An 18128-nucleotide genomic window follows, 5' to 3' on the forward strand; every position below is an offset into this window, starting at 1 on the left:
GAAGCGTCCCTGTGGAACTGGGGCAATGGAGGGTGCGCGACCATCCCTGCGAACATCGCCAACCTGGAACAGGCCTACCTGACGACGGCCACCTGAGCCCGCTCGGCCGCGTGCCCGCGGGCGGGCCGGACCCGTACGCGGATGCCCTCGCGGGTCACCGGGCCGCCCTGGACCACCCGTTCGCGCAGGTGGACCAGGACTTCCGGGATGTCGATGGCGACCGGGCACACCTCGTAGCAGGCGCCGCACAGGGTGGAGGCGTAGGGCAGCGAGGCGTCGATCTCGCTTGCGGTGCCCCGGAGTTGGGGGCTGAGGATGGCGCCGATCGGGCCCGGGTAGACGGAGCCGTAGGCGTGGCCGCCCGCGCGCTCGTACACCGGGCAGACGTTGAGGCAGGCGGAACAGCGGATGCACCGCAGGGCCTGGCGGCCGACCTCGTCGGCGAGGGTGTCGGTGCGGCCGTTGTCGAGGAGGACGAGGTGGAAGGCGCTCGGCCCGTCGCCCCGCGTGGTGCCCGTCCACATCGTCGTGTACGGGTTCATCCGCTCGGCCGTCGAGGAGCGCGGCAGCGTCTGGAGGAAGATCTCCAGGTCGCGGAAGGTCGGCAGCACCTTCTCGATGCCGACCACCGAGATCAGGGTCTCGGGCAGGGTCAGGCACATGCGGCCGTTGCCCTCGGACTCGAGGACGACCATCGTGCCGGTCTCGGCGACCATGAAGTTGGCGCCGGACACGGCGACCTTGGCGCGCAGGAACTTCTCGCGCAGGTGCAGCCGCGCGGCCTCGGCGAGTTCGCGCGGGTCGTCACCGAGGCCGTCCGGCGCGGGGCGGCCCCAGCGGCCCATCTCCGCCGCGAAGACCTCGCGGATCTCGTCCCGGTTGCGGTGGATGGCCGGGACCAGGATGTGGGAGGGCCGGTCGTGGCCCAGCTGGACGATGAGTTCCGCGAGGTCGGTTTCGTAGGCGGCGATCCCGGCGGCCTCCAGGGCCTCGTTCAGGCCGATCTCCTGGGTGGCCATGGACTTGACCTTGACCACCTCGCGCTCACCGGTGGCCAGGACGAGGTCCGTCACGATCCGGTTGGCCTCCGCGGCGTCGGCCGCCCAGTGGACGGTGCCGCCCGCCGCGGTGACCGAGGCCTCCAACTCCAGCAGGTAGCGGTCGAGATGGCGCAGGGTGTGGTCCTTGACCGCCTTCCCGGCGGCGCGCAGCAGGTCCCAGTCGGCGAGTTCGGTGACGGCCCGGGCGCGCTTGTCGCGGATGGTGTGGGTGGCGCGGCGCAGGTTGGCGCGCAGTACGCCGTCGTGTAGGGCCTCCCGCGCGGCGGCGGGGAAGGCCGGGAAGGAGGGCATACCGAGGTCCGTGGGTCCCGTACCGGTCATCGCGCGGGTTCCTCCTCGGTGGCGGCCAGGATCTCGGCGAGGTGCAGGGCGCGCAGCGGGGATCCGACGCGGCGCAGGGTGCCGTCGAGGTGGGCGAGGCAGGAGTTGTCGGCCCCGCAGAGCACCCGGGCGCCGGTGCCCTCGGCGGCGCGGATCTTGTCGGCACCCATCGCGGCGGACACGTCGGGGTTCTTGAGGGCGAAGGTGCCGCCGAAGCCGCAGCACTCCTCGGCCCCCGGCAGCTCGACGAGCTCCAGCCCCCTGACCGCGGCGAGCAGCCTGCGCGGCCGGTCGCCGAGCCCGAGGAAGCGCAGCCCGTGGCAGGACGGGTGGTAGGTGACCTTGTGCGGGAAGTACGCGCCGACGTCGGTCACCTTGAGCACGTCCACCAGGAACTCGGTCAGCTCGTACACCCGCGGGGCCAGGTCGGCGGCCAGCTCGTACAGCGTGTCACCCCGGCCCTCCCCCGCCGCTCTCCGGCCGATCCGCGGGTAGTGCTCGCGGATCATCGCGGCGCAGGATCCGGAGGGCGTGACCACGTGGTCGTATCCGGCGAAGGCGGCGGCGGTGCGCCGCAGCAGGGGTTCGCTCTCGTGGCGGTATCCGGTGTTGTACTGGGGCTGGCCGCAGCAGCTCTGCGCGGCGGGGAAGTCCACCTCGACGCCCAGCCGCTCCAGCAGTCGCACGACGGCGATGCCCGTCGAGGGGTACAGCGCGTCATTGACGCAGGTGACGAACAGGGCGACCCGCATGACCCGCACAATAGCGGGGTGCAGAATGGCCCGGTGAAGAAGTTCTCAGTGATCGGTATAGGCGCGGGCGACCCGGACCACCTCACCCTCCAGGCGGTGAAGGCGATCGGGGCCGCGCACGCGTTCCTCATCCTGGAGAAGGGCGAGGAGAAGGCGGATCTGACCGGGCTGCGGCGCGCGATGCTCGACGCCCACGCCCGCCCGGACCACCGGCTCGTGGAGGGCCGCGACCCGGACCGGGACCGCACTCCGGCCGATTACGCGCCGACGGTGGACGGCTGGCGCAGCGCGCGGGCCGAGCTGTTCGAGCGGTTCATCGCGGACGACCTGGCCGAGGGCGAGACCGGCGCGTTCCTCGTGTGGGGCGATCCCTCCCTGTACGACTCCACCCTCGCGATCCTCGACGAGGTGCTGGAGCGGGGCCGGGTGGAGTTCGCGCACGAGGTGGTCCCCGGCATCAGCAGCGTGTCCGCGCTGCTGGCCCGGCACCGGACCAACCTGAACCGGGTCGGCCGCCCCGTCCAGATCACCACCGGGCGGCGCCTCGCCGAGGGCTGGCCCGCGGACGTGGACGACGTGGTGGTGATGCTGGACGCGCGGCACGCCTTCACGCACCACCTCGACCAGGACCTCTTCATCTACTGGGGCGCCTACGTCGGCACCGAGGACGAGATCCTGGTCTCGGGGAAGCTGGCCGAGGTGGCCGGGCGGATCGAGGAGCTGCGCACGGAGGCCCGGGCCCGCAAGGGCTGGATCATGGACACCTACCTGCTGCGCCGGAACTGACCCGCCGGGCCGGGGCGACCCGGCCCGGCGAGATGATCTAGGCGAGCAGTGTGGCGAGACCGGCCGCGAGGTGTTCGTACTCCTCGGGCCGGTTGTAGATCTGGCCGCAGATCCTGATGCCGCCGCCGCCCGGCCACGGCCAGACCAGGACCCGGATGCGCAGCCGCGCCGCGATCTCCTCGCGCAGCGCCCGGGCGCCCTCCTGGGTCTCGGCGGTCCCCGGGGGCAGCCGCAGCGCGCGCATGGCGAGCCCTTCGGTGTGCGGCAGCGGCACCAGCCCGGGCAGTTCGGCGAGCAGCGCCGCCCCGTACGCGGCCAGCGCGCTGTTGTGGGCCCGTACCTTGGCGGCGTCGAGACCGGCCAGCAGGTCCAGGCCCTCGGGGGCGGCGAGCCAGCCGGTGTAGTCGACGGTGGCCCGGCCCTCCAGCGAGCGCGGGAAGCCCCGGTGGTCCTCCCAGGAGGGGACCAGGGGCCGGATCCGGGCCCGGTGCCCGGGGTCCGGGACGGCGAGCACGGCGCTGCCCGACGGCGCGTAGCCCCACTTGTGCAGGTTGCCGAACCAGAAGTCGGGCCCGCCGGCGAGCGGCTCGGCGATCATCCCGAGGGCGTGCGCGCCGTCGACGATGGTGGTGATCCCGCGCTCGGCGAGGTCGGCGAGGAGCCGCGGCGAGGCGATGACGCGGGCGGTGGGCGAGCTGATGTGGTCGAGGACGGCCACCTTGGTGCGCGGGGTGAGCCCGGCCAGTACGGCTTCGCGTACGGCGTCCTCGTCGGGCAGCGCCGGGTCGAGGGCGACGGTGGTGAGCGGGGCGCGGCGGGCGGCGGCCTCGACGACGGTGCCGTAGCCGTGGTCGGTGACCAGGATCTCCTCGCCGTCGGCGAGCCGCAGGGCGCCCAGGGCCAGGTTGGCGCCCTCGGTGGCGTTGGAGACGAAGGCCATGGTCTCCGGGTCGGCGCCCGGGGCGAGGTGGGCGGCGACGCGGGTGCGGGCGGCGGCGATCCGGTCCGGGGCGCCGATGAAGAAGGAGTCCGGGTCGGCGTGCGCCTCGTCGCGCAGGGCCTGCTGGGCGTCCTGGACGGGTATCGGCACGGCGCCGAAGGAGCCGTGGTTGAGGTGGGCGATGTCCGGGTCCAGGCGGAAGAGTCCGGCCCCGCCGGGGAAGGCGGACAGGGTGGTGGGCTCGGTCACGGATGCCTCCGGGGTGTCGGCACGGCGGTGCGCGGGTGTGGCGGTGCTGTCCTTCCGGATCATGGGGGGTGGCCGCACGGTCCGGTAGGGCCAATTACGCCACGGCGGACGGCGGCCCCGCCCGGTCAGGACTCCCGGCCGCTGCTGACGCCGTAGTACTGGAGGTCCTGTACCTGGACCGTGCGGTCCACCGGGTACGGCAGCTCCACGGTGGTCGTGGTGGTCCCGTCGCGGACCACCCGGGCCGAGCTGGTGCCGGGTTGGAGGGGAAGCAGCTGCGCGTGGACCCCGGCCGGGGCCTCGTACGCGTCCTTGGCGGCGCCCGTGGCGGTACGGACGGTGGCGGGCGCGGTCAGGAAGCTCAGCACCTCCACCGCGTCCCGCGGGGCGGCGCTGCCCTTGCGCGGGGACATCACCAGGGACTGGTTCCCGGTCGGGTCGGCCGCGGCGAACTGGGTGCGCGAGGTCAGGTAGAGCGTGTCCCGGACGATCGGCGGCCAGGCGCCCGTCTTGAACCGGGCCAGGTAGTAGGAGGAGAGGTCCAGGTAGGTGTGGCCGTTGTGCAGGGACGGCGCGAACTGGCTGCCCTCCGAGTAGTCGTTCCAGGTGGTCAGCTGTACCCAGTCGGCGCCGTCGTCGATGGCGTGGGTCCAGGTGGACCGCAGCGTGGCGGTGTTCCCCGCCTCGTCGTAGATGCCCTGGTTGGGACGGGCGTCCTGGACCGAGACCGGCTGCATCCAGATCTTGCCGAGGCCGTGCGCGCGCCGGACGTCGCCGGCCGCTCCGTCCTGGCCGACGTAACTGCGGCTGCCCCACTCGGAGAACCCGTAGCTGAGGGGCGCGAACCGCTCGTGGTGGGCGTCGAAGTCGAGGAAGAGGGGGACGAACGCGGTCCGGATGCCGTGCTTCGACCGCAGGAGGTCCAGGACCCGGGTCCACCAGGCGACGTCCTTCTGCTCCGCCTTGAACGGCGAGACGACCAGGCGGCCGTCGCCGAGCCGGTGCGCGGCGGGCGCCTTGCCGAGGGCGGCGATCGCGTCGGCCAGCACGGCGGGGTCGTCGGCCTGGAGCGAGGTCATGTCCGGCATCAGCATCACCTTGAAGGCGGGATCGACCGAACGGGCCGCCTCCATCAGCCGGTTGGCCCGGTCCCAGTTGGCGCCGGAGAGGGAGAGCAGGTCGAGGGTGAACCCGTCGATCCCGGCGGCGCGGGCCGTGCGCACCTCCTCGCGGAGGTTGGCGAGCTCCCAGTCGCCCCCCTTGGGCGGTACGGGCAGCGGCCGGTCGCGCAGCAGCCCGCCGTAGCGCTCGTGCTTGCCGTTCTCCCCCGCCGGGGTGAGGTAGTTGCGCGCGTAGTAGTCGCTGTCCGCGCTCGCGTTGTCGAGGGAGAGCGGGTACGGGGTGAAGTAGTGGGCGAAGACCAGCTTCTTGCCGGATCCGGCCCGGGCGGCGGCCGGCAGGTCGAAGGGCAGTGCGCCGGCGGGCCGTTGGCCGGTGGTGCCCGGGCCGGACGGACCGCCCGCGGCTCCCGGCGCGGAGGGGGCGGGGCCCGTCCCCGGTGTGCCGTTCGCGGGGGCCCGGTCGGCCGGGTCGTGGCCGCCGGGTCCGGTGGACCACGGCGCGCCGGTGTCCGGCGCCGAGCGGTCGTGCCGTGAGCCGGCGGAGAAGGGGTCCCCGGCGATGCCCGTCGCGGCGAACACCCCGATCAGGAGGAAGGCCGCCAGGAGCCCGGCCCCCAGGGTCCTGCCGCCGCGCACGCCCGCGCGGCGGCGGTGCGACAAGGGCCGTCTCCGTCTCCGCGCGCCCATGCTGGATCCCCTCCCGGAACACGCCCCGTGCGGGGGCTGCACAGCAGTAGAGCCGATCCCCGCGGTCGGGACAACCGTTGCCGGGCTCGCCGGGTCCGGCGCGTACGTCACGGGGACCACCGTGCCTACGCCGAACGCGGGCCATTCCACGGAATGGGAAATTCCCCTGGTCTTACGGCGCAGCTGGCGCATAATCGTCGGCACGCGGCTCGATTCAACCCTCGTGCCGCACTTGGCCACGCATGCAATGGGGGGCATCGTGCCGATGGGGGAACGGGACCGGGATCAAAGACGCGAACCGGGACGGGAACACGGGCGGGACCCGGGTTGTACGGGGACGCTGCCGGCGACCTCCGCCGAGCTGTCCCGGCTGCTCACGGCCGTCCGGCGGGGGCGGGTCCTGACGGTGACCGGAGGGTTCGGGGCGTCGCGGAGCCGGCTGGTGCGGGAGATGGCCCGGCGGCTGACGTCCAACTTCTGCGACGGGGTGGCCGTCGTCACCCTCGAATACGCCTCCGGGGTGCGCGAACTGGTGGGCGCGCTGGGCTCCGTACCGGGGATGCCCTACCTGCCGTACGGGTCGGCCAACGCCGCCTCGTGGCTCGCCGAGCGGGACATGCTGCTGGTCCTGGACGGCTCCGACCGGCTCACCCCGGAGGCGTTGAACTGGCTGCGCGCTTTACTCGCCCGCGCGCCGGGACTGCGGATCCTGGCGGCCGGACGCTGCCCGCTGGCGCTGGAACAGGAGCGGGTCCACCGCCTCTGACGCCGCCCGGGGCGCACCGCCCGCCGGGTCACCGTCAGGACCGGGGACCGGCCTGCGCCCGGGCCTCGGCCGCGGCCTTCAGGTCGGGTTCGGTCCAGTCCGCGGCGAGCAGGCCGAGGATCACCTCGTCGACGAAAGCGCCGTACACCCAGCCGGAGCCGCGGAGGGTGCCCTCGAGGACGAAGCCGGCCGCGCCCGCGGCCCTGCGCATCGCCGTGTTGTCGGCGAGGGTCTCCACCTGGAGGCGGTTCATCCCGCGCAGGGTGAATCCGTAGCGGCACAGCAGCTGGACCACCTCCGCCCCGAACCCGCGGCCGCGGCTGCCGGGCCGCAGGGACAGCCCGAGGTGGGCGCTGCGGTTGTGGGTGTCGATGCCCCAGAGCACCGCCTCGCCCGCGAGCTCCCCGGAGGCGAGGTCGACCACGGAGAAGAGGTCGGCCTTCTCGGGGGGCGCGGCGGGTTCGTACGGCGAGTGCCCGCCCGCGAGGGGCAGCGGGCGCCAGGGCTGGGCGTTGGCCCGCGAGTGGGTGTACACGTCGTCGTACAGCTCGGCGTGCAGGACGGCCACGTCGTCGGGGTGGCGGGCGCGCAGGCCGGCCAAGTGTCCATTGATCACGCGGTATTACTAGCCGCCGCCGGGTCCGGGCCACAACCGAATAAGACGGCCCCGGCGCGGGACGCACGACCGCCCCGGCCGGAGGGACCCCGGCCGGGGCGGTGCGTCACGTGCGTCGTGCGGGGGCGGATCAGCCCAGGAGCGTGAGCGCCTGGTTCAGCGTCGCGGACGGACGCATGACGGCCGTGGCCTTGGTGACGTCGGGCTGGTAGTAGCCGCCGATGTCGGCCGGGGAGCCCTGGACCGCGATGAGCTCGCCGACGATGACCGACTCCTGCTCGCCGAGGGTCTTGGCGAGGGCCTCGAAGGAGGCCGCCAGCTCGGCGTCCTCGGTCTGGCGGGCCAGCTCCTGCGCCCAGTACAGGGCGAGGTAGAAGTGGCTGCCGCGGTTGTCGATGCCACCGAGGCGGCGGCTCGGCGACTTGTCCTCGTCGAGGAACGTGCCGGTGGCCCGGTCCAGCGTGTCGGCCAGCACCTGGGCGCGGGCGTTGCCGGTGGTCTGGGCGAGGTGCTCGAAGGAGACGGCCAGCGCGAGGAACTCGCCGAGGCTGTCCCAGCGGAGGTAGTTCTCCTTGACGAGCTGCTGCACGTGCTTCGGGGCGGAGCCGCCGGCGCCGGTCTCGAAGAGGCCGCCGCCGTTCATGAGCGGAACGACCGACAGCATCTTGGCGCTGGTGCCCAGCTCCAGGATCGGGAAGAGGTCGGTCAGGTAGTCGCGCAGCACGTTGCCGGTCACCGAGATGGTGTCCTCGCCGCGGCGGATGCGCTCCAGCGAGTAGGCGGTGGCCTTCTCCGGCGACAGGATCTCGATGGTCAGGCCATCGGTGTCGTGGTCGGCGAGGTAGGTCTTCACCTTGGCGATGAGCTGGGCGTCGTGCGCACGGGTCTCGTCCAGCCAGAAGACGGCCGGGGAGCCGGTGGCGCGGGCGCGGGTGACGGCGAGCTTGACCCAGTCCTGGATCGGCAGGTCCTTGGTCTGGCAGGCGCGGAAGATATCACCGGCGGCGACCTCCTGCTCCAGGACCGTGGTGCCCGCGGCGTCGACGAGGCGGACGGTGCCCGCGGCGGCGATCTCGAAGGTCTTGTCGTGGCTGCCGTACTCCTCGGCCTTCTGGGCCATGAGGCCGACGTTCGGCACCGAGCCCATCGTGGACGGGTCGAACGCGCCGTGCGCGCGGCAGTCGTCGATGACGACCTGGTAGACACCGGCGTAGCTGCTGTCCGGGAGGACGGCGAGGGTGTCGGCCTCGGCGCCGTCCGGCCCCCACATGTGACCGGAGGTGCGGATCATCGCCGGCATGGAGGCGTCGACGATCACGTCGGACGGGACGTGCAGGTTGGTGATGCCCTTGTCCGAGTCGACCATCGCGAGGGCCGGGCCCTCGGCGATCTCGGCGTCGAAGGAGGCCTTGATCGCGGCGGCGTCGGGCAGCGCGCCCAGGCCGTTCAGGATGGTGCCGAGGCCGTCGTTCGGGGACAGACCGGCGGCGGCGAGGGTCTCGCCGTAGCGCGCGAAGGTCTTCGGGAAGAAGGCGCGGACCACGTGGCCGAAGACGATCGGGTCGGAGACCTTCATCATCGTGGCCTTGAGGTGCACGGAGAACAGGACGCCCTCGGCCTTGGCACGCTCGATCTGGTCGTTGAGGAAGGTGCGCAGCGCGTCGACGTGCAGCACGGAGGCGTCCACGACCTCACCGGCGAGCACCGGTACGGACTCGCGCAGCACGGTGGTCGCGCCGTCCTTGGCGACGAACTCGATGCGCAGCGAGCCGGCCTCGGTGATCACGGTGGACTTCTCGGTGGAGCGGAAGTCGTCGGCGCCCATGGTGGCGACGTTGGTCTTCGACTCGGGGGTCCAGGCGCCCATGCGGTGCGGGTGGGCCTTGGCGTACTTCTTGACCGAGGCGGGGGCGCGGCGGTCGGAGTTGCCCTCGCGCAGGACCGGGTTGACGGCGCTGCCCTTGACCTTGTCGTAGCGGGCGCGGGTCTCGCGCTCCTCGTCGGTCTTCGGGTCGTCCGGGTAGTCCGGCAGCGCGTAGCCCTGGCCCTGGAGCTCGGCGACCGCGGCCTTGAGCTGCGGGATCGAAGCCGAGATGTTGGGCAGCTTGATGATGTTCGCGCCGGGCGTCTTGGCCAGCTCGCCCAGCTCGGCGAGGGCGTCCTCGATGCGCTGGTCGGCTTCGAGACGCTCGGGGAAGCTCGCGATGATCCGGCCGGCCAGCGAGATGTCCCGCGTCTCCACGCGCACGCCGGCGGTCGAGGCGTACGCCTGGACCACGGGCAGGAACGAATGGGTGGCCAGGGCCGGGGCCTCGTCAGTGTGCGTGTAGATGATGGTCGAGTCAGTCACCGGATGCTCCGCTCCACAGTCTGCGTCTCTCGTCTGCAACATTGCTCGACATCAAGATATCTCGTGATCGGCTCTCCTCCGACAGCCCCCCGCCCCGGCTTCGGCGAGAGACGCGTCACCCCTGGTCGCCGGGGACGCTCCGGCGCTCCGGGCGCCGTGGGGAACGGCGAGAGCGCCGCGCCCACGGGTCCGTGGGGCGCGGCGCTCTCGGTGACGCGGGTGCTACGGGCGGTACTGGTGACGCCGGGGGAACCTCAGACCGCGACCTTCGGGTTCGGGCCGTACTGGTTCGGCTGCGGGTGGCCCTCGGTGGCCATGAGGACGATCAGCCAGATGCCGCCGACGAACGGGATCAGGGCGATCAGCATCCACCAGCCGGACTTGCCGGTGTCGTGGAGCCGGCGGACCGCGAGACCGAGACCGGGCAGCAGGACGGCCAGCCCGTACAGGACGTAGAGCAGCGGGAAGGTGCCGAGAAGGTTGTCCACCAGCGCCACGACGATGACCGCGGCGAGGTTGACCAGGACGAACATCCAGTATTCCTGTCGGCGCGAGCGGCCGGAGAAGTCGATGTAGCGCTTGAGTACCACGTCGGTGTACCAGTGCATGGATCCCCCCAGAGGACGGATGTGCGGCGGCCCGTCCTGGCGGAGCAAGCCGGGGCAGAATTTATGCCCCCTTTATGTGGTGGTCAAGCCATCGCGCAAGACGAATTCAGAGCCACTTTCCTGGCCGGCCGATGGCCCGAAACCATGGACTCGCGTGGCACTTCCGGGTGACGGAAGTCTTACGGCCGGGACGGGAACCCCCGTTGGCGCCCGGACCTCCGTAGCGTCCGGAGCATGCGAGTACTCGTCACAGGCGGAGCCGGGTTCATCGGCTCGCACATCGTCGGGGCGCTGCGGCGCCGTGGACACGACCCGGTCGTACTGGACGCGCTGCTGCCCGCCGCGCACCCCGGTCCGCCGGACCTGCGGGACGCCGAGTTCGTACGGGCCGACGTACGGGACGCGCCCGCCGTGCGGGAGGCCCTGCGCGGGGTGGACGCGGTGTGCCACCAGGCCGCGATGGTGGGGCTGGGCAAGGACTTCGCCGACGCCCCCGCGTACGTCGGCTGCAACGACCTGGGAACGGCCGTCCTGCTGGCCGAGATGGCCTCGGCGGGCGTGCGCGACCTGGTGCTGGCCGGGTCGATGGTCGTCTACGGCGAGGGGCGTTACGACTGCCCCGCGCACGGCGTGGTCCACCCGGCCCCGCGCCGCGCGGCGGACCTGCGCGCGGGACGGTTCGAGCCGCACTGCCCGTCCTGCGGGGCGGAACTGACCCCGGGCCTGGTGGACGAGGACGCCCCGGCGGACCCGCGCAACGTGTACGCGACGACGAAGCTGGCCCAGGAGCACCTGGCGGCGTCCTGGGCCCGGTGCGTGGACGGCCGTTCGGTGTCGCTGCGCTACCACAACGTCTACGGGCCGGGCATGCCGCGCGACACTCCGTACGCGGGAGTGGCCTCCTTCTTCCGCTCGGCGCTGGCCCGCGGCGAGGCGCCCCGGGTGTACGAAGACGGCGCCCAGCGGCGGGACTTCGTCCACGTCCGGGACGTGGCGGAGGCGAACGTGACGGCGCTGGAGGCGGTCGCCTCCCGGCCCGGGGGCACGGCGACGGCGTACAACACCGGCAGCGGTGACCCGCACACGGTCGGCGAGATGGCCGCGGCCCTCGCCACCGCCCACGGCGGCCCGGCCCCGGTGATCACGGGCGAATTCCGCCTCGGCGACGTCCGCCACGTCACGGCGGACTCCACCCGCCTACGCCACGACCTCGGCTGGCTCCCCCAGATCAGCTTCACCACCGGCATGACGGAATTCGCCCACGCAACCCAACGCCCCTCGGCAACCACGACCCACACCGATCCGACCGGGGCCCATCCCAGCCCCGCCGGCGTTTGAGGCGCGGGGGTCCGGGGGCAGCGCCCCCGGGGCCAGCGCCTAGCGAACCGGCAGGGTCACCTCGAACCGACACCCCCCGGGAACGTTCCGCACCTCGGCCCGCCCCGCATGCGCCTCCACGATCCCCCGCACGATCGCCAACCCCAGCCCCGCGCCCGCCGGAGGCACCGGCCCGGCCCCCGCCGGCGGCGTCCGCGCCACGGTCCCCCGCCAGCCCGTGTCGAAGACCCGCGTCAGGTCCTCCGCCGGGATCCCCCCGCACCCGTCGGTCACCGACAGCACCACCCCGTCCCCCCGCCGCTCCGCGGCCACCGCCACCGTCCCGTCGGCCGGGGTGTGCCGGATGGCGTTGATCAGCAGGTTCGCCAGGACCCGCGTCATCTCCTTGCCGTCCACCTCGACCGGGACCCGCTCCACCGCCTCCCCCACCAGCCGTACGCCGTGCTCCCGCGCCAGCGGGTCCACCCCCGACAGCGCGTCCCCGACCAGGTCGTAGGCCGACATGCGGCTCGGGGTCAGGGACAGCGCCCCGGCGTGGATCCGGGACAGCTCGAAGAGGTCGCTCACCATCGAGTTGAGCCGCTCCACCTCGGTGCGGATCTGCCGGTGGTAGCGCGCCGGGTCGGCGGCCATGCCGTCCTCCAGCGCCTCCGACATCGCGCGGAGCCCCGCCAGCGGGGTCCGCAGGTCGTGCGAGATCCAGGCGACCAGCTCCCGGCGGGAGGTCTCCAGCGCCCGCTCCCGCTCGCGCGAGGCGGCGAGTTTGGCGCTCGTCGCCGCCAACTCACGCGAAAGCCCCGCCAGTTCGGCGGTCGCCTGCCCCGGCGGCGCCGCGAAGCTGCCGCCGTCACCGAAGTCGCGCGCCGCCAGGGAGAGTTCGCGGCTGCGGGCGACCACCCAGCGGCCCAGCACCAGCGCGGTGGCCAGCGAGACCACGGCGGCCATCGCGGCGACCAGGGTGACCACGCCCAGGTCGTGCGGGGACAGGAACATCGCCTGGGCGACCGCGAGCGTACCGGCGAGCATCGCGGTGACGGTGACGGCGCCCACCACGGTCAGGGACACGGTCACCGAGCGGTGGCGCACCAGGCGCAGGACGGCCGCGCCCAGCGCCCCGGCGCAGGCGGCTCCGCCGAGGGCGAAGAGCGCGATGAGCAGGATGTCCTTCATCGCGCTTCCTCCTGTCCGGCGTCGAAGCGGTATCCGACGCCCCACACGGTCTGGATGAGCCGGGGGCTGCCGGGATCGTCCTCGATCTTCGCGCGCAGCCGCCGCACGTGCACGGTGACGGTGGACAGGTCCCCGAAGTCCCAGCCCCACACCTCCCGCATCAGGTCCTCCCGGCCGATCGCGCGCCCGGGGTAGCGCAGGAAGTGGGCCAGCAGATCGAATTCGCGCAGGGTCAGGGCCAATGCGGCGCCGTTCTTGGTGGCCCGGTGGGTCGCCGGGTCGAGCGCGAGCCCGGCGCCCGCGAGCACGACCGGGGCGGCGGCCGCGGCGGCGGGCCCGGCGGGCCGCTCGGCCGCGCGGCTGCGCCGCAGGACGGAGGTGACCCGCAGGACGAGCTCGCGCGGGCTGAAGGGTTTGGTGACGTAGTCGTCCGCGCCGACCTCCAGTCCGGCGATCCGTTCGTCCTCGTCACCGCGCGCCGTGAGCATGATCACCGGTACCGGCCCGGTCGCGCGCAGCCGTCGGCACACCTCCAGCCCGTCGATTCCGGGCAGCATCAGGTCCAGGACGACCAGGTCGGGCCGGTTCCGTTCGGCGCGGGCCAGGGCGGCCGGGCCGTCCGCGGCCTGCTCCACGGCGTACCCGGCCCGGTGCAGGTAGCCGGTGACGACCTCGGCGACGGTCGGGTCGTCGTCCACCACGAGGATCCGCGGGAGTGGGGGGTCCATGCTCATGCGCCCAGCCTCCCACCGGTGGCCCTTCGGCGGGGCGGCCGGGCCACCCGGCGGGGGTGACGTCCGCGTTTCGTAAGGAGTAGATGGCCCTTTCGCGGCCTTGTGATTCCTACGGTGAAGCCCGTGACAGCACACTCAGTGAGCACAGACCCCACGACGGTAGACGTCGTCCTTCCCTGTCTGAACGAGGCCGAGGCGCTGCCCTGGGTCCTCGCCCGTATCCCCGCCGGGTGGCGCGCCCTGGTCGTGGACAACGGTTCCACCGACGGTTCCGCCGAGATCGCCCGCTCGCTCGGCGCCACGGTGGTGACCGAGTCCCGGCGCGGGTTCGGCGCCGCCTGCCACGCCGGGTTGCTCGCCGCCGAGGCGGAGGTCGTGTGCTTCTGCGACTGCGACGCCTCCCTCGACCCCGGGCTGCTGGCGGGGTTCGTGGCGTCCGTCGCGGCCGGTGAGGCGGACCTGATCCTCGGGCGGCGACGGCCGCGGGGCCGCGGCGCCTGGCCGCTGCACGCGCGGGCCGGGAATCTGGCGCTGGCCCGGCTGCTGCGCCGCCGGACCGGGCTCACCCTGCGCGACCTGGGCCCGATGCGGGCCGGGCGGCGGGCGGAGCTGCTGGGTCTGGAGCTGAGCGACCGGCGCAGCGGCTATCCGCTGCAGATGGTGGTGCGGGCGGCCGACGCGGGCTGGCGGGTCCGGGAGGTGGACGTGCCGTACGTGCCGCGCTCGGGGAAGTCGAAGGTGACCGGCACCTGGCGGGGAACCTGGCAGGCCGTGCACGACATGAGCAAGGTGCTGGCGCAGCCGCCGGTCGCCGGGCCGTCCGTCGGCGCGCCGGGCGCCCCGGCCGGGGGTGCGCGGTGAGCACATCGACGCGGACCACGCTGATGGTGATCGCCAAGGAGCCCCTGCCGGGCCGGGTGAAGACCCGGCTCACCCCGCCGTTCACACCCGCCGAGGCCGCTTCCCTCGCCGAGGCCTCGCTCGCCGACACGCTGGACGTCGTGGCCAGGACCCCGGCCGCGAGGCGGGTGCTGGTGCTCGACGGGCGGCCCGGGCCCTGGGTCCCGCCGGGTTTCGAGGTGGTACCGCAGGGCGCCGGAACGCTGGACGAGCGGCTGGCGGCCGCCTTCGCGGGATGCGCCGGGCCCGCGCTGCTGATCGGCATGGACACGCCTCAGGTCACGCCGGAGCTGCTGGGGCGCGCGGCCGACCCGGCGGGCTGGGCGACGTACGACGCCTGGTTCGGACCGGCGGTCGACGGCGGGTTCTGGGCGCTGGGGCTGGCCGCCGCGGATCCCGGGCTGCTGCTCGGCGTACCGATGTCCGTCCCGGAGACGGGCGCCGTGCAGTACGAGCGGCTGCGCGCGGCCGGGCTGCGGGTGGGGCGGCTGCCGCTGCTGCGCGACGTGGACGGCGCCGAGGACGCCCGGCTGGTGGCGGCCGAGGCGCCCGGGGGGCGGTTCGCGTCCGTGTACAGGGAGCTGACGAGGGGCCCGGCGGATCCGGCGGCGGCCCCGGCGAACACCGCCGCGGCGGATGCGGCGGCCCGCTCGTGAGCGCCCTCGGCACCGCCGGTACGGGCGCCGCGACCGCGGCGGCGTGGACGGCCGACCCCTACACCGTGGCCCTGCGCCGCGGCCGCGGCCCGCTCTTCCTGCGGCGCGGCGACGGCTGGTTGCTGCCGCTGGACGTGGAGCGGTGGTGCGAGGCTCCCGACCGGGCGGACCGGACGGTGCTGGCCCGCTGCCGGGGCGCGGTGCTCGACATCGGCTGCGGGCCGGGCCGGCTGGTCGCGGCGCTCGCCCTGCGGGGCCACCGGGCGCTGGGCATCGACGTGAGCCCGGAGGCGGTGGCCCGTACGACCCGCTCGGGCGGGGCGGCGCTGCACCGCTCGGTCTTCGAGACCCTGCCCGGCGAGGGCCGCTGGGACACGGCGCTGCTCATCGACGGGAACATCGGCATCGGCGGGGATCCGGCCGCCCTGCTGGAGCGGCTGGCGCGGGTGAGCGCCCCCGGCGGCGCGCTGATCGTCGAATGCGCGGCGGGCGCGGGGGCGGAGGTCGACGAGCGGTGCGTGGTGCGGGTCGACGACGGCCGGGGCGGGGTCGGTACGCCGTTCCCCTGGGCCCGGGTCGGCGCCGCGGCGCTCGGCGGGTACGCGGGGGCGGCGGGCTGGAGCGCGGCGGAGCGGTGGACCGCCGACGGGCGGATCTTCGTCCGGCTGGTCCGGGCCGGGACGGGGGTGACGCGGAGGGGCCGGCCGGGGCTCCGGGGGCTCGACCGAGCGCAAGTTACTTAGACGTATCTAGTGACTTACCACGCAAGCGACAGTAGAACTTGTTCTCACTCCGCCGAGAGTGAGGAAGATCACGTGAGTGACTCCGCCATGCCCGACAAGGGATCCAAGGGATTTTCCCGTCGCGGGTTCATCGCAGGAACAGGTTCTATTCTGGGGGTGATGGCCGTAGCCGGTCGAGCCAACGCGGCCACGGTGCGGGGCTCCGCTTCGAACGCCGCCGCCACAGCCGTCGCGTCCACGCCGATCACCGACGGGGCCCACGTCCCGGTGCTGGTGATCGGCACCGGGTACGGCGGCTCCGTCGCCGCGCTGCGGCTCGCCCAGGCGGGCGTCGACGTACAGATGATCGAGATGGGCATGGCCTGGGACACCCCCGGGCCGGACGGCAAGATCTTCTGCAACACGCTCAACCCCGACCAGCGGTCGTACTGGCTGCGCACCCGGACCAAGGCGCCGCTGAACTACTTCCTCGGCTTCCCGATCGACAGGGACATCCCCAAGTACACCGGCATCCTGGACGCCGAGGACTTCGCGGGCATCACGGTCTACCAGGGCCGGGGCGTCGGCGGCGGTTCGCTGGTCAACGGAGGTATGGCGGTCACGCCCAAGCGCGAGAACTTCGGCGCCGTGCTCCCGACGGTGAACGCCGACGAGATGTACACCACCTACTACCCGCGCGCCAACGCCGGGCTCGGGGTGGGCCTGATCGACCCGGCCTGGTTCGACACCGTGGACTGCTACCAGTTCGCGCGGGTCGGCCGCAAGCACGCCCAGCGCTCCAACTTCCCCTACGTCTTCGTGCCCGACGTGTACGACTGGGACTACATGAAGAAGGAGGCGGCGGGCACCGCCACCAAGTCCGCGCTGGACGGGGAGATCCTCTACGGCAACAACTACGGCAAGAAGTCGCTGCAGAAGACCTACATCGCCGCCGCGAAGGCGACCGGGAAGGTCTCCATCTCGCCGCTCCACAAGGTCACCACCGTCTCCCCCTCGGGCGGTGGCGGCTACACGGTCGTCATCCAGCAGCTCGACACCACCGGCGCCGCCGTCGCCACCAAGAGCGTGACCGCGGACAGGGTGTTCTTCGCCGCGGGCAGCGTCGGCACCAGCAAACTGCTCGTGAAGCTCAAGGCCACCGGCCTGCTGCCGAACCTCAACGACGAGATCGGCAAGGGCTGGGGCGACAACGGCAACGTCATGTGCGGCCGCGCCAACCACATGTGGGACCCGACCGGCAAGCTCCAGGCGACCATCCCCTGCGGCGGCATCGACAACTGGGCGGCGGGCGGCGCGTTCGCCGAGGTGGCGCCGCTGCCGACCGGCATCGAGACGTACGCCTCCTTCTACCTGTCGATCACCAAGAACCCGAACCGCGCGCGGTTCACCTACAACGCCGGTACCGGCAATGTGGACCTGGACTGGCAGACGGCCTGGAAGCAGCCGGCCATCGACATGGCCAAGACCATCTTCGACAAGATCAACTCGAAGGAGGGGACGATCTACCGGACCGACCTCTTCGGCACCTACAAGATCTGGGGCGACCACCTCACGTACCACCCGCTCGGCGGCGCCGTCCTCGACAAGGCCACCGACAACTACGGTCGGCTGCACGGGCACCCCGGTCTGTACGTCATCGACGGAGCGCTGATCCCCGGCAACACCAGCGTCAACCCGTTCGTGACCATCACCGCGCTCGCCGAGCGCAACATCGAGAAGATCATCGCCACGGACCTGTGACCCGGCCGTTCGCGAGACGGGTGCGGGGCCGGCCGGATCCACCGGCCGGCCCCGCACCTCGTCGTGCGCGTCACGCGCCCGGCAGCACGCAGACACTGTCGAGGCCGAGCACGTGGTTGAGCCTGCCGAAGGCCAGCCAGGAGCCGATGCTCATGCTCAGCTCCACGATCTCGGCCTGCGTGTACGCCGCCTTCATCCGGCCCCAGAACTCCTCGTCGAGACCGTGGTGGTCGAGGGTGTAGCGCTCCGCGTACTCGGCGGCCAGCCGGGTCCGCTCGTCGAACACCTTGGTGGTGCGCCACTCGCCGACGGCGTCGGGGAACGAGTCCTCGACCTTCTCGCCGTCCCGGTCCGTGCGCCAGTCGAGGCAGAAGACGCACCCGTTGATCTGCGCCACGCGCAGCCGGGCCGCCTCGAACTCCCGCAGCCCCAGGGTGGTGTGGGCGTAGACGGAGAGCGAGAAGTTCGCGGCGGCCATTCCGATGCCGGGGACCATGTCGCCCCAGACGTACTCGATCGGGTGCTGGCCTTCGGGAATGTCGATGTGCAGGGCGTTCATGGTTGCTTCCTCCTTCACGGCTCCTTCCTCC

Annotated in this window: 17 protein-coding genes; 7 read left to right on the forward strand and 10 right to left on the reverse strand. The window is 73.0% G+C overall.

The window, feature by feature from the left end; genetic code table 11:
* Positions 1 to 74: 74 nt before the first annotated feature.
* Positions 75 to 1382, reverse strand: a complete 1308-nt coding sequence (locus tag ABT084_RS11860; RefSeq protein ID WP_351041283.1) for a lactate utilization protein B — start codon at positions 1380 to 1382, stop codon at positions 75 to 77.
* On the reverse strand, positions 1379 to 2134 hold the full coding sequence (locus ABT084_RS11865) for a (Fe-S)-binding protein (protein WP_351041286.1): 756 nt from the start codon (positions 2132 to 2134) through the stop codon (positions 1379 to 1381). The genes ABT084_RS11860 and ABT084_RS11865 overlap by 4 nt, the downstream gene beginning before the upstream one ends.
* Before the next feature lie 33 nt (positions 2135 to 2167).
* On the opposite strand from ABT084_RS11865, the gene cobF reads away from it, so the two are divergent.
* Positions 2168 to 2920 (forward strand): precorrin-6A synthase (deacetylating), encoded by a 753-nt coding sequence (gene cobF, locus ABT084_RS11870; protein WP_351041289.1) that lies wholly within the window; start codon positions 2168 to 2170, stop codon positions 2918 to 2920.
* A gap of 37 nt (positions 2921 to 2957) precedes the next feature.
* Here the strand turns inward: cobF and ABT084_RS11875 are convergent, their stop codons facing one another.
* Positions 2958 to 4109: an aminotransferase class V-fold PLP-dependent enzyme gene (locus ABT084_RS11875; protein ID WP_351041292.1), complete on the reverse strand. Its 1152-nt coding sequence runs from the start codon at positions 4107 to 4109 to the stop codon at positions 2958 to 2960.
* Positions 4110 to 4234: 125 nt separating this feature from the next.
* On the reverse strand, positions 4235 to 5890 hold the full coding sequence (locus ABT084_RS11880; RefSeq protein ID WP_351041295.1) for a glycoside hydrolase family 71 protein: 1656 nt from the start codon (positions 5888 to 5890) through the stop codon (positions 4235 to 4237).
* 286 nt (positions 5891 to 6176) lie between these two features.
* Between ABT084_RS11880 and ABT084_RS11885 the strand changes: the two genes are divergently transcribed.
* Positions 6177 to 6683, forward strand: a complete 507-nt coding sequence (locus tag ABT084_RS11885) for a hypothetical protein (protein ID WP_351041298.1) — start codon at positions 6177 to 6179, stop codon at positions 6681 to 6683.
* Positions 6684 to 6717: 34 nt separating this feature from the next.
* On the opposite strand, the gene ABT084_RS11890 is transcribed toward ABT084_RS11885, so the two are convergent.
* From ABT084_RS11890 to ABT084_RS11900, 3 genes are all read right to left on the reverse strand, one after another.
* Positions 6718 to 7299, reverse strand: a complete 582-nt coding sequence (locus ABT084_RS11890; RefSeq protein ID WP_351041300.1) for a GNAT family N-acetyltransferase — start codon at positions 7297 to 7299, stop codon at positions 6718 to 6720.
* Positions 7300 to 7429: 130 nt separating this feature from the next.
* Positions 7430 to 9649 carry an NADP-dependent isocitrate dehydrogenase gene (locus ABT084_RS11895; protein ID WP_351041303.1) on the reverse strand — a complete coding sequence of 740 codons (2220 nt, stop codon included), beginning with the start codon at positions 9647 to 9649 and terminating at the stop codon, positions 7430 to 7432.
* A gap of 254 nt (positions 9650 to 9903) precedes the next feature.
* Positions 9904 to 10257 carry a DUF805 domain-containing protein gene (locus ABT084_RS11900; protein WP_351041305.1) on the reverse strand — a complete coding sequence of 118 codons (354 nt, stop codon included), beginning with the start codon at positions 10255 to 10257 and terminating at the stop codon, positions 9904 to 9906.
* Between the two features lie 234 nt (positions 10258 to 10491).
* Here ABT084_RS11900 and ABT084_RS11905 point away from each other — a divergent pair, with 234 nt between their 5' ends.
* Positions 10492 to 11595: an NAD-dependent epimerase/dehydratase family protein gene (locus ABT084_RS11905; RefSeq protein ID WP_351041308.1), complete on the forward strand. Its 1104-nt coding sequence runs from the start codon at positions 10492 to 10494 to the stop codon at positions 11593 to 11595.
* A gap of 39 nt (positions 11596 to 11634) precedes the next feature.
* On the opposite strand, the gene ABT084_RS11910 is transcribed toward ABT084_RS11905, so the two are convergent.
* Both ABT084_RS11910 and ABT084_RS11915 read right to left on the reverse strand, forming a co-directional pair.
* Entirely contained in the window at positions 11635 to 12765 is a 1131-nt protein-coding gene (locus ABT084_RS11910; RefSeq protein ID WP_351041311.1) for a sensor histidine kinase, read from the reverse strand.
* Entirely contained in the window at positions 12762 to 13499 is a 738-nt protein-coding gene (locus ABT084_RS11915; protein ID WP_351041314.1) for a response regulator transcription factor, read from the reverse strand. The genes ABT084_RS11910 and ABT084_RS11915 overlap by 4 nt, the downstream gene beginning before the upstream one ends.
* Before the next feature lie 114 nt (positions 13500 to 13613).
* Here ABT084_RS11915 and ABT084_RS11920 point away from each other — a divergent pair, with 114 nt between their 5' ends.
* From ABT084_RS11920 to ABT084_RS11935, 4 genes are all read left to right on the forward strand, one after another.
* Positions 13614 to 14360 (forward strand): glycosyltransferase family 2 protein, encoded by a 747-nt coding sequence (locus ABT084_RS11920; protein ID WP_502968902.1) that lies wholly within the window; start codon positions 13614 to 13616, stop codon positions 14358 to 14360.
* 23 nt (positions 14361 to 14383) lie between these two features.
* Entirely contained in the window at positions 14384 to 15055 is a 672-nt protein-coding gene (locus ABT084_RS11925) for a TIGR04282 family arsenosugar biosynthesis glycosyltransferase (RefSeq protein WP_351041577.1), read from the forward strand.
* Positions 15052 to 15798, forward strand: a complete 747-nt coding sequence (locus ABT084_RS11930; protein WP_351041320.1) for a class I SAM-dependent methyltransferase — start codon at positions 15052 to 15054, stop codon at positions 15796 to 15798. The genes ABT084_RS11925 and ABT084_RS11930 overlap by 4 nt, the downstream gene beginning before the upstream one ends.
* An 87-nt stretch (positions 15799 to 15885) precedes the next feature.
* Positions 15886 to 17538 carry a GMC oxidoreductase gene (locus tag ABT084_RS11935; protein ID WP_351041580.1) on the forward strand — a complete coding sequence of 551 codons (1653 nt, stop codon included), beginning with the start codon at positions 15886 to 15888 and terminating at the stop codon, positions 17536 to 17538.
* A gap of 70 nt (positions 17539 to 17608) precedes the next feature.
* Here the strand turns inward: ABT084_RS11935 and ABT084_RS11940 are convergent, their stop codons facing one another.
* Positions 17609 to 18097, reverse strand: coding sequence for a carboxymuconolactone decarboxylase family protein (locus ABT084_RS11940; protein WP_502968908.1), 489 nt, complete (start codon positions 18095 to 18097; stop codon positions 17609 to 17611).
* Between the last annotated feature and the right edge of the window lie 31 nt (positions 18098 to 18128).

Source organism: Streptomyces sp. NPDC002138 (assembly GCF_040296485.1).
Taxonomy (GTDB): domain Bacteria; phylum Actinomycetota; class Actinomycetes; order Streptomycetales; family Streptomycetaceae; genus Streptomyces.

Bases quoted from the DNA above. Each gene is read 5' to 3' on its own strand.
- ABT084_RS11860 (WP_351041283.1), bottom strand. From the start codon at position 1,382: ATGACCGGTACGGGACCCACGGACCTCGGTATGCCCTCCTTCCCGGCC.
- ABT084_RS11865 (WP_351041286.1), bottom strand. From the start codon at position 2,134: ATGCGGGTCGCCCTGTTCGTCACCTGCGTCAATGACGCGCTGTACCCC.
- ABT084_RS11900 (WP_351041305.1), bottom strand. From the start codon at position 10,257: ATGCACTGGTACACCGACGTGGTACTCAAGCGCTACATCGACTTCTCC.
- ABT084_RS11905 (WP_351041308.1), top strand. From the start codon at position 10,492: ATGCGAGTACTCGTCACAGGCGGAGCCGGGTTCATCGGCTCGCACATC.
- ABT084_RS11910 (WP_351041311.1), bottom strand. From the start codon at position 12,765: ATGAAGGACATCCTGCTCATCGCGCTCTTCGCCCTCGGCGGAGCCGCC.
- ABT084_RS11915 (WP_351041314.1), bottom strand. From the start codon at position 13,499: ATGAGCATGGACCCCCCACTCCCGCGGATCCTCGTGGTGGACGACGAC.
- ABT084_RS11925 (WP_351041577.1), top strand. From the start codon at position 14,384: ATGGTGATCGCCAAGGAGCCCCTGCCGGGCCGGGTGAAGACCCGGCTC.
- ABT084_RS11935 (WP_351041580.1), top strand. From the start codon at position 15,886: ATGCCCGACAAGGGATCCAAGGGATTTTCCCGTCGCGGGTTCATCGCA.
- ABT084_RS11940 (WP_502968908.1), bottom strand. From the start codon at position 18,097: ATGAACGCCCTGCACATCGACATTCCCGAAGGCCAGCACCCGATCGAG.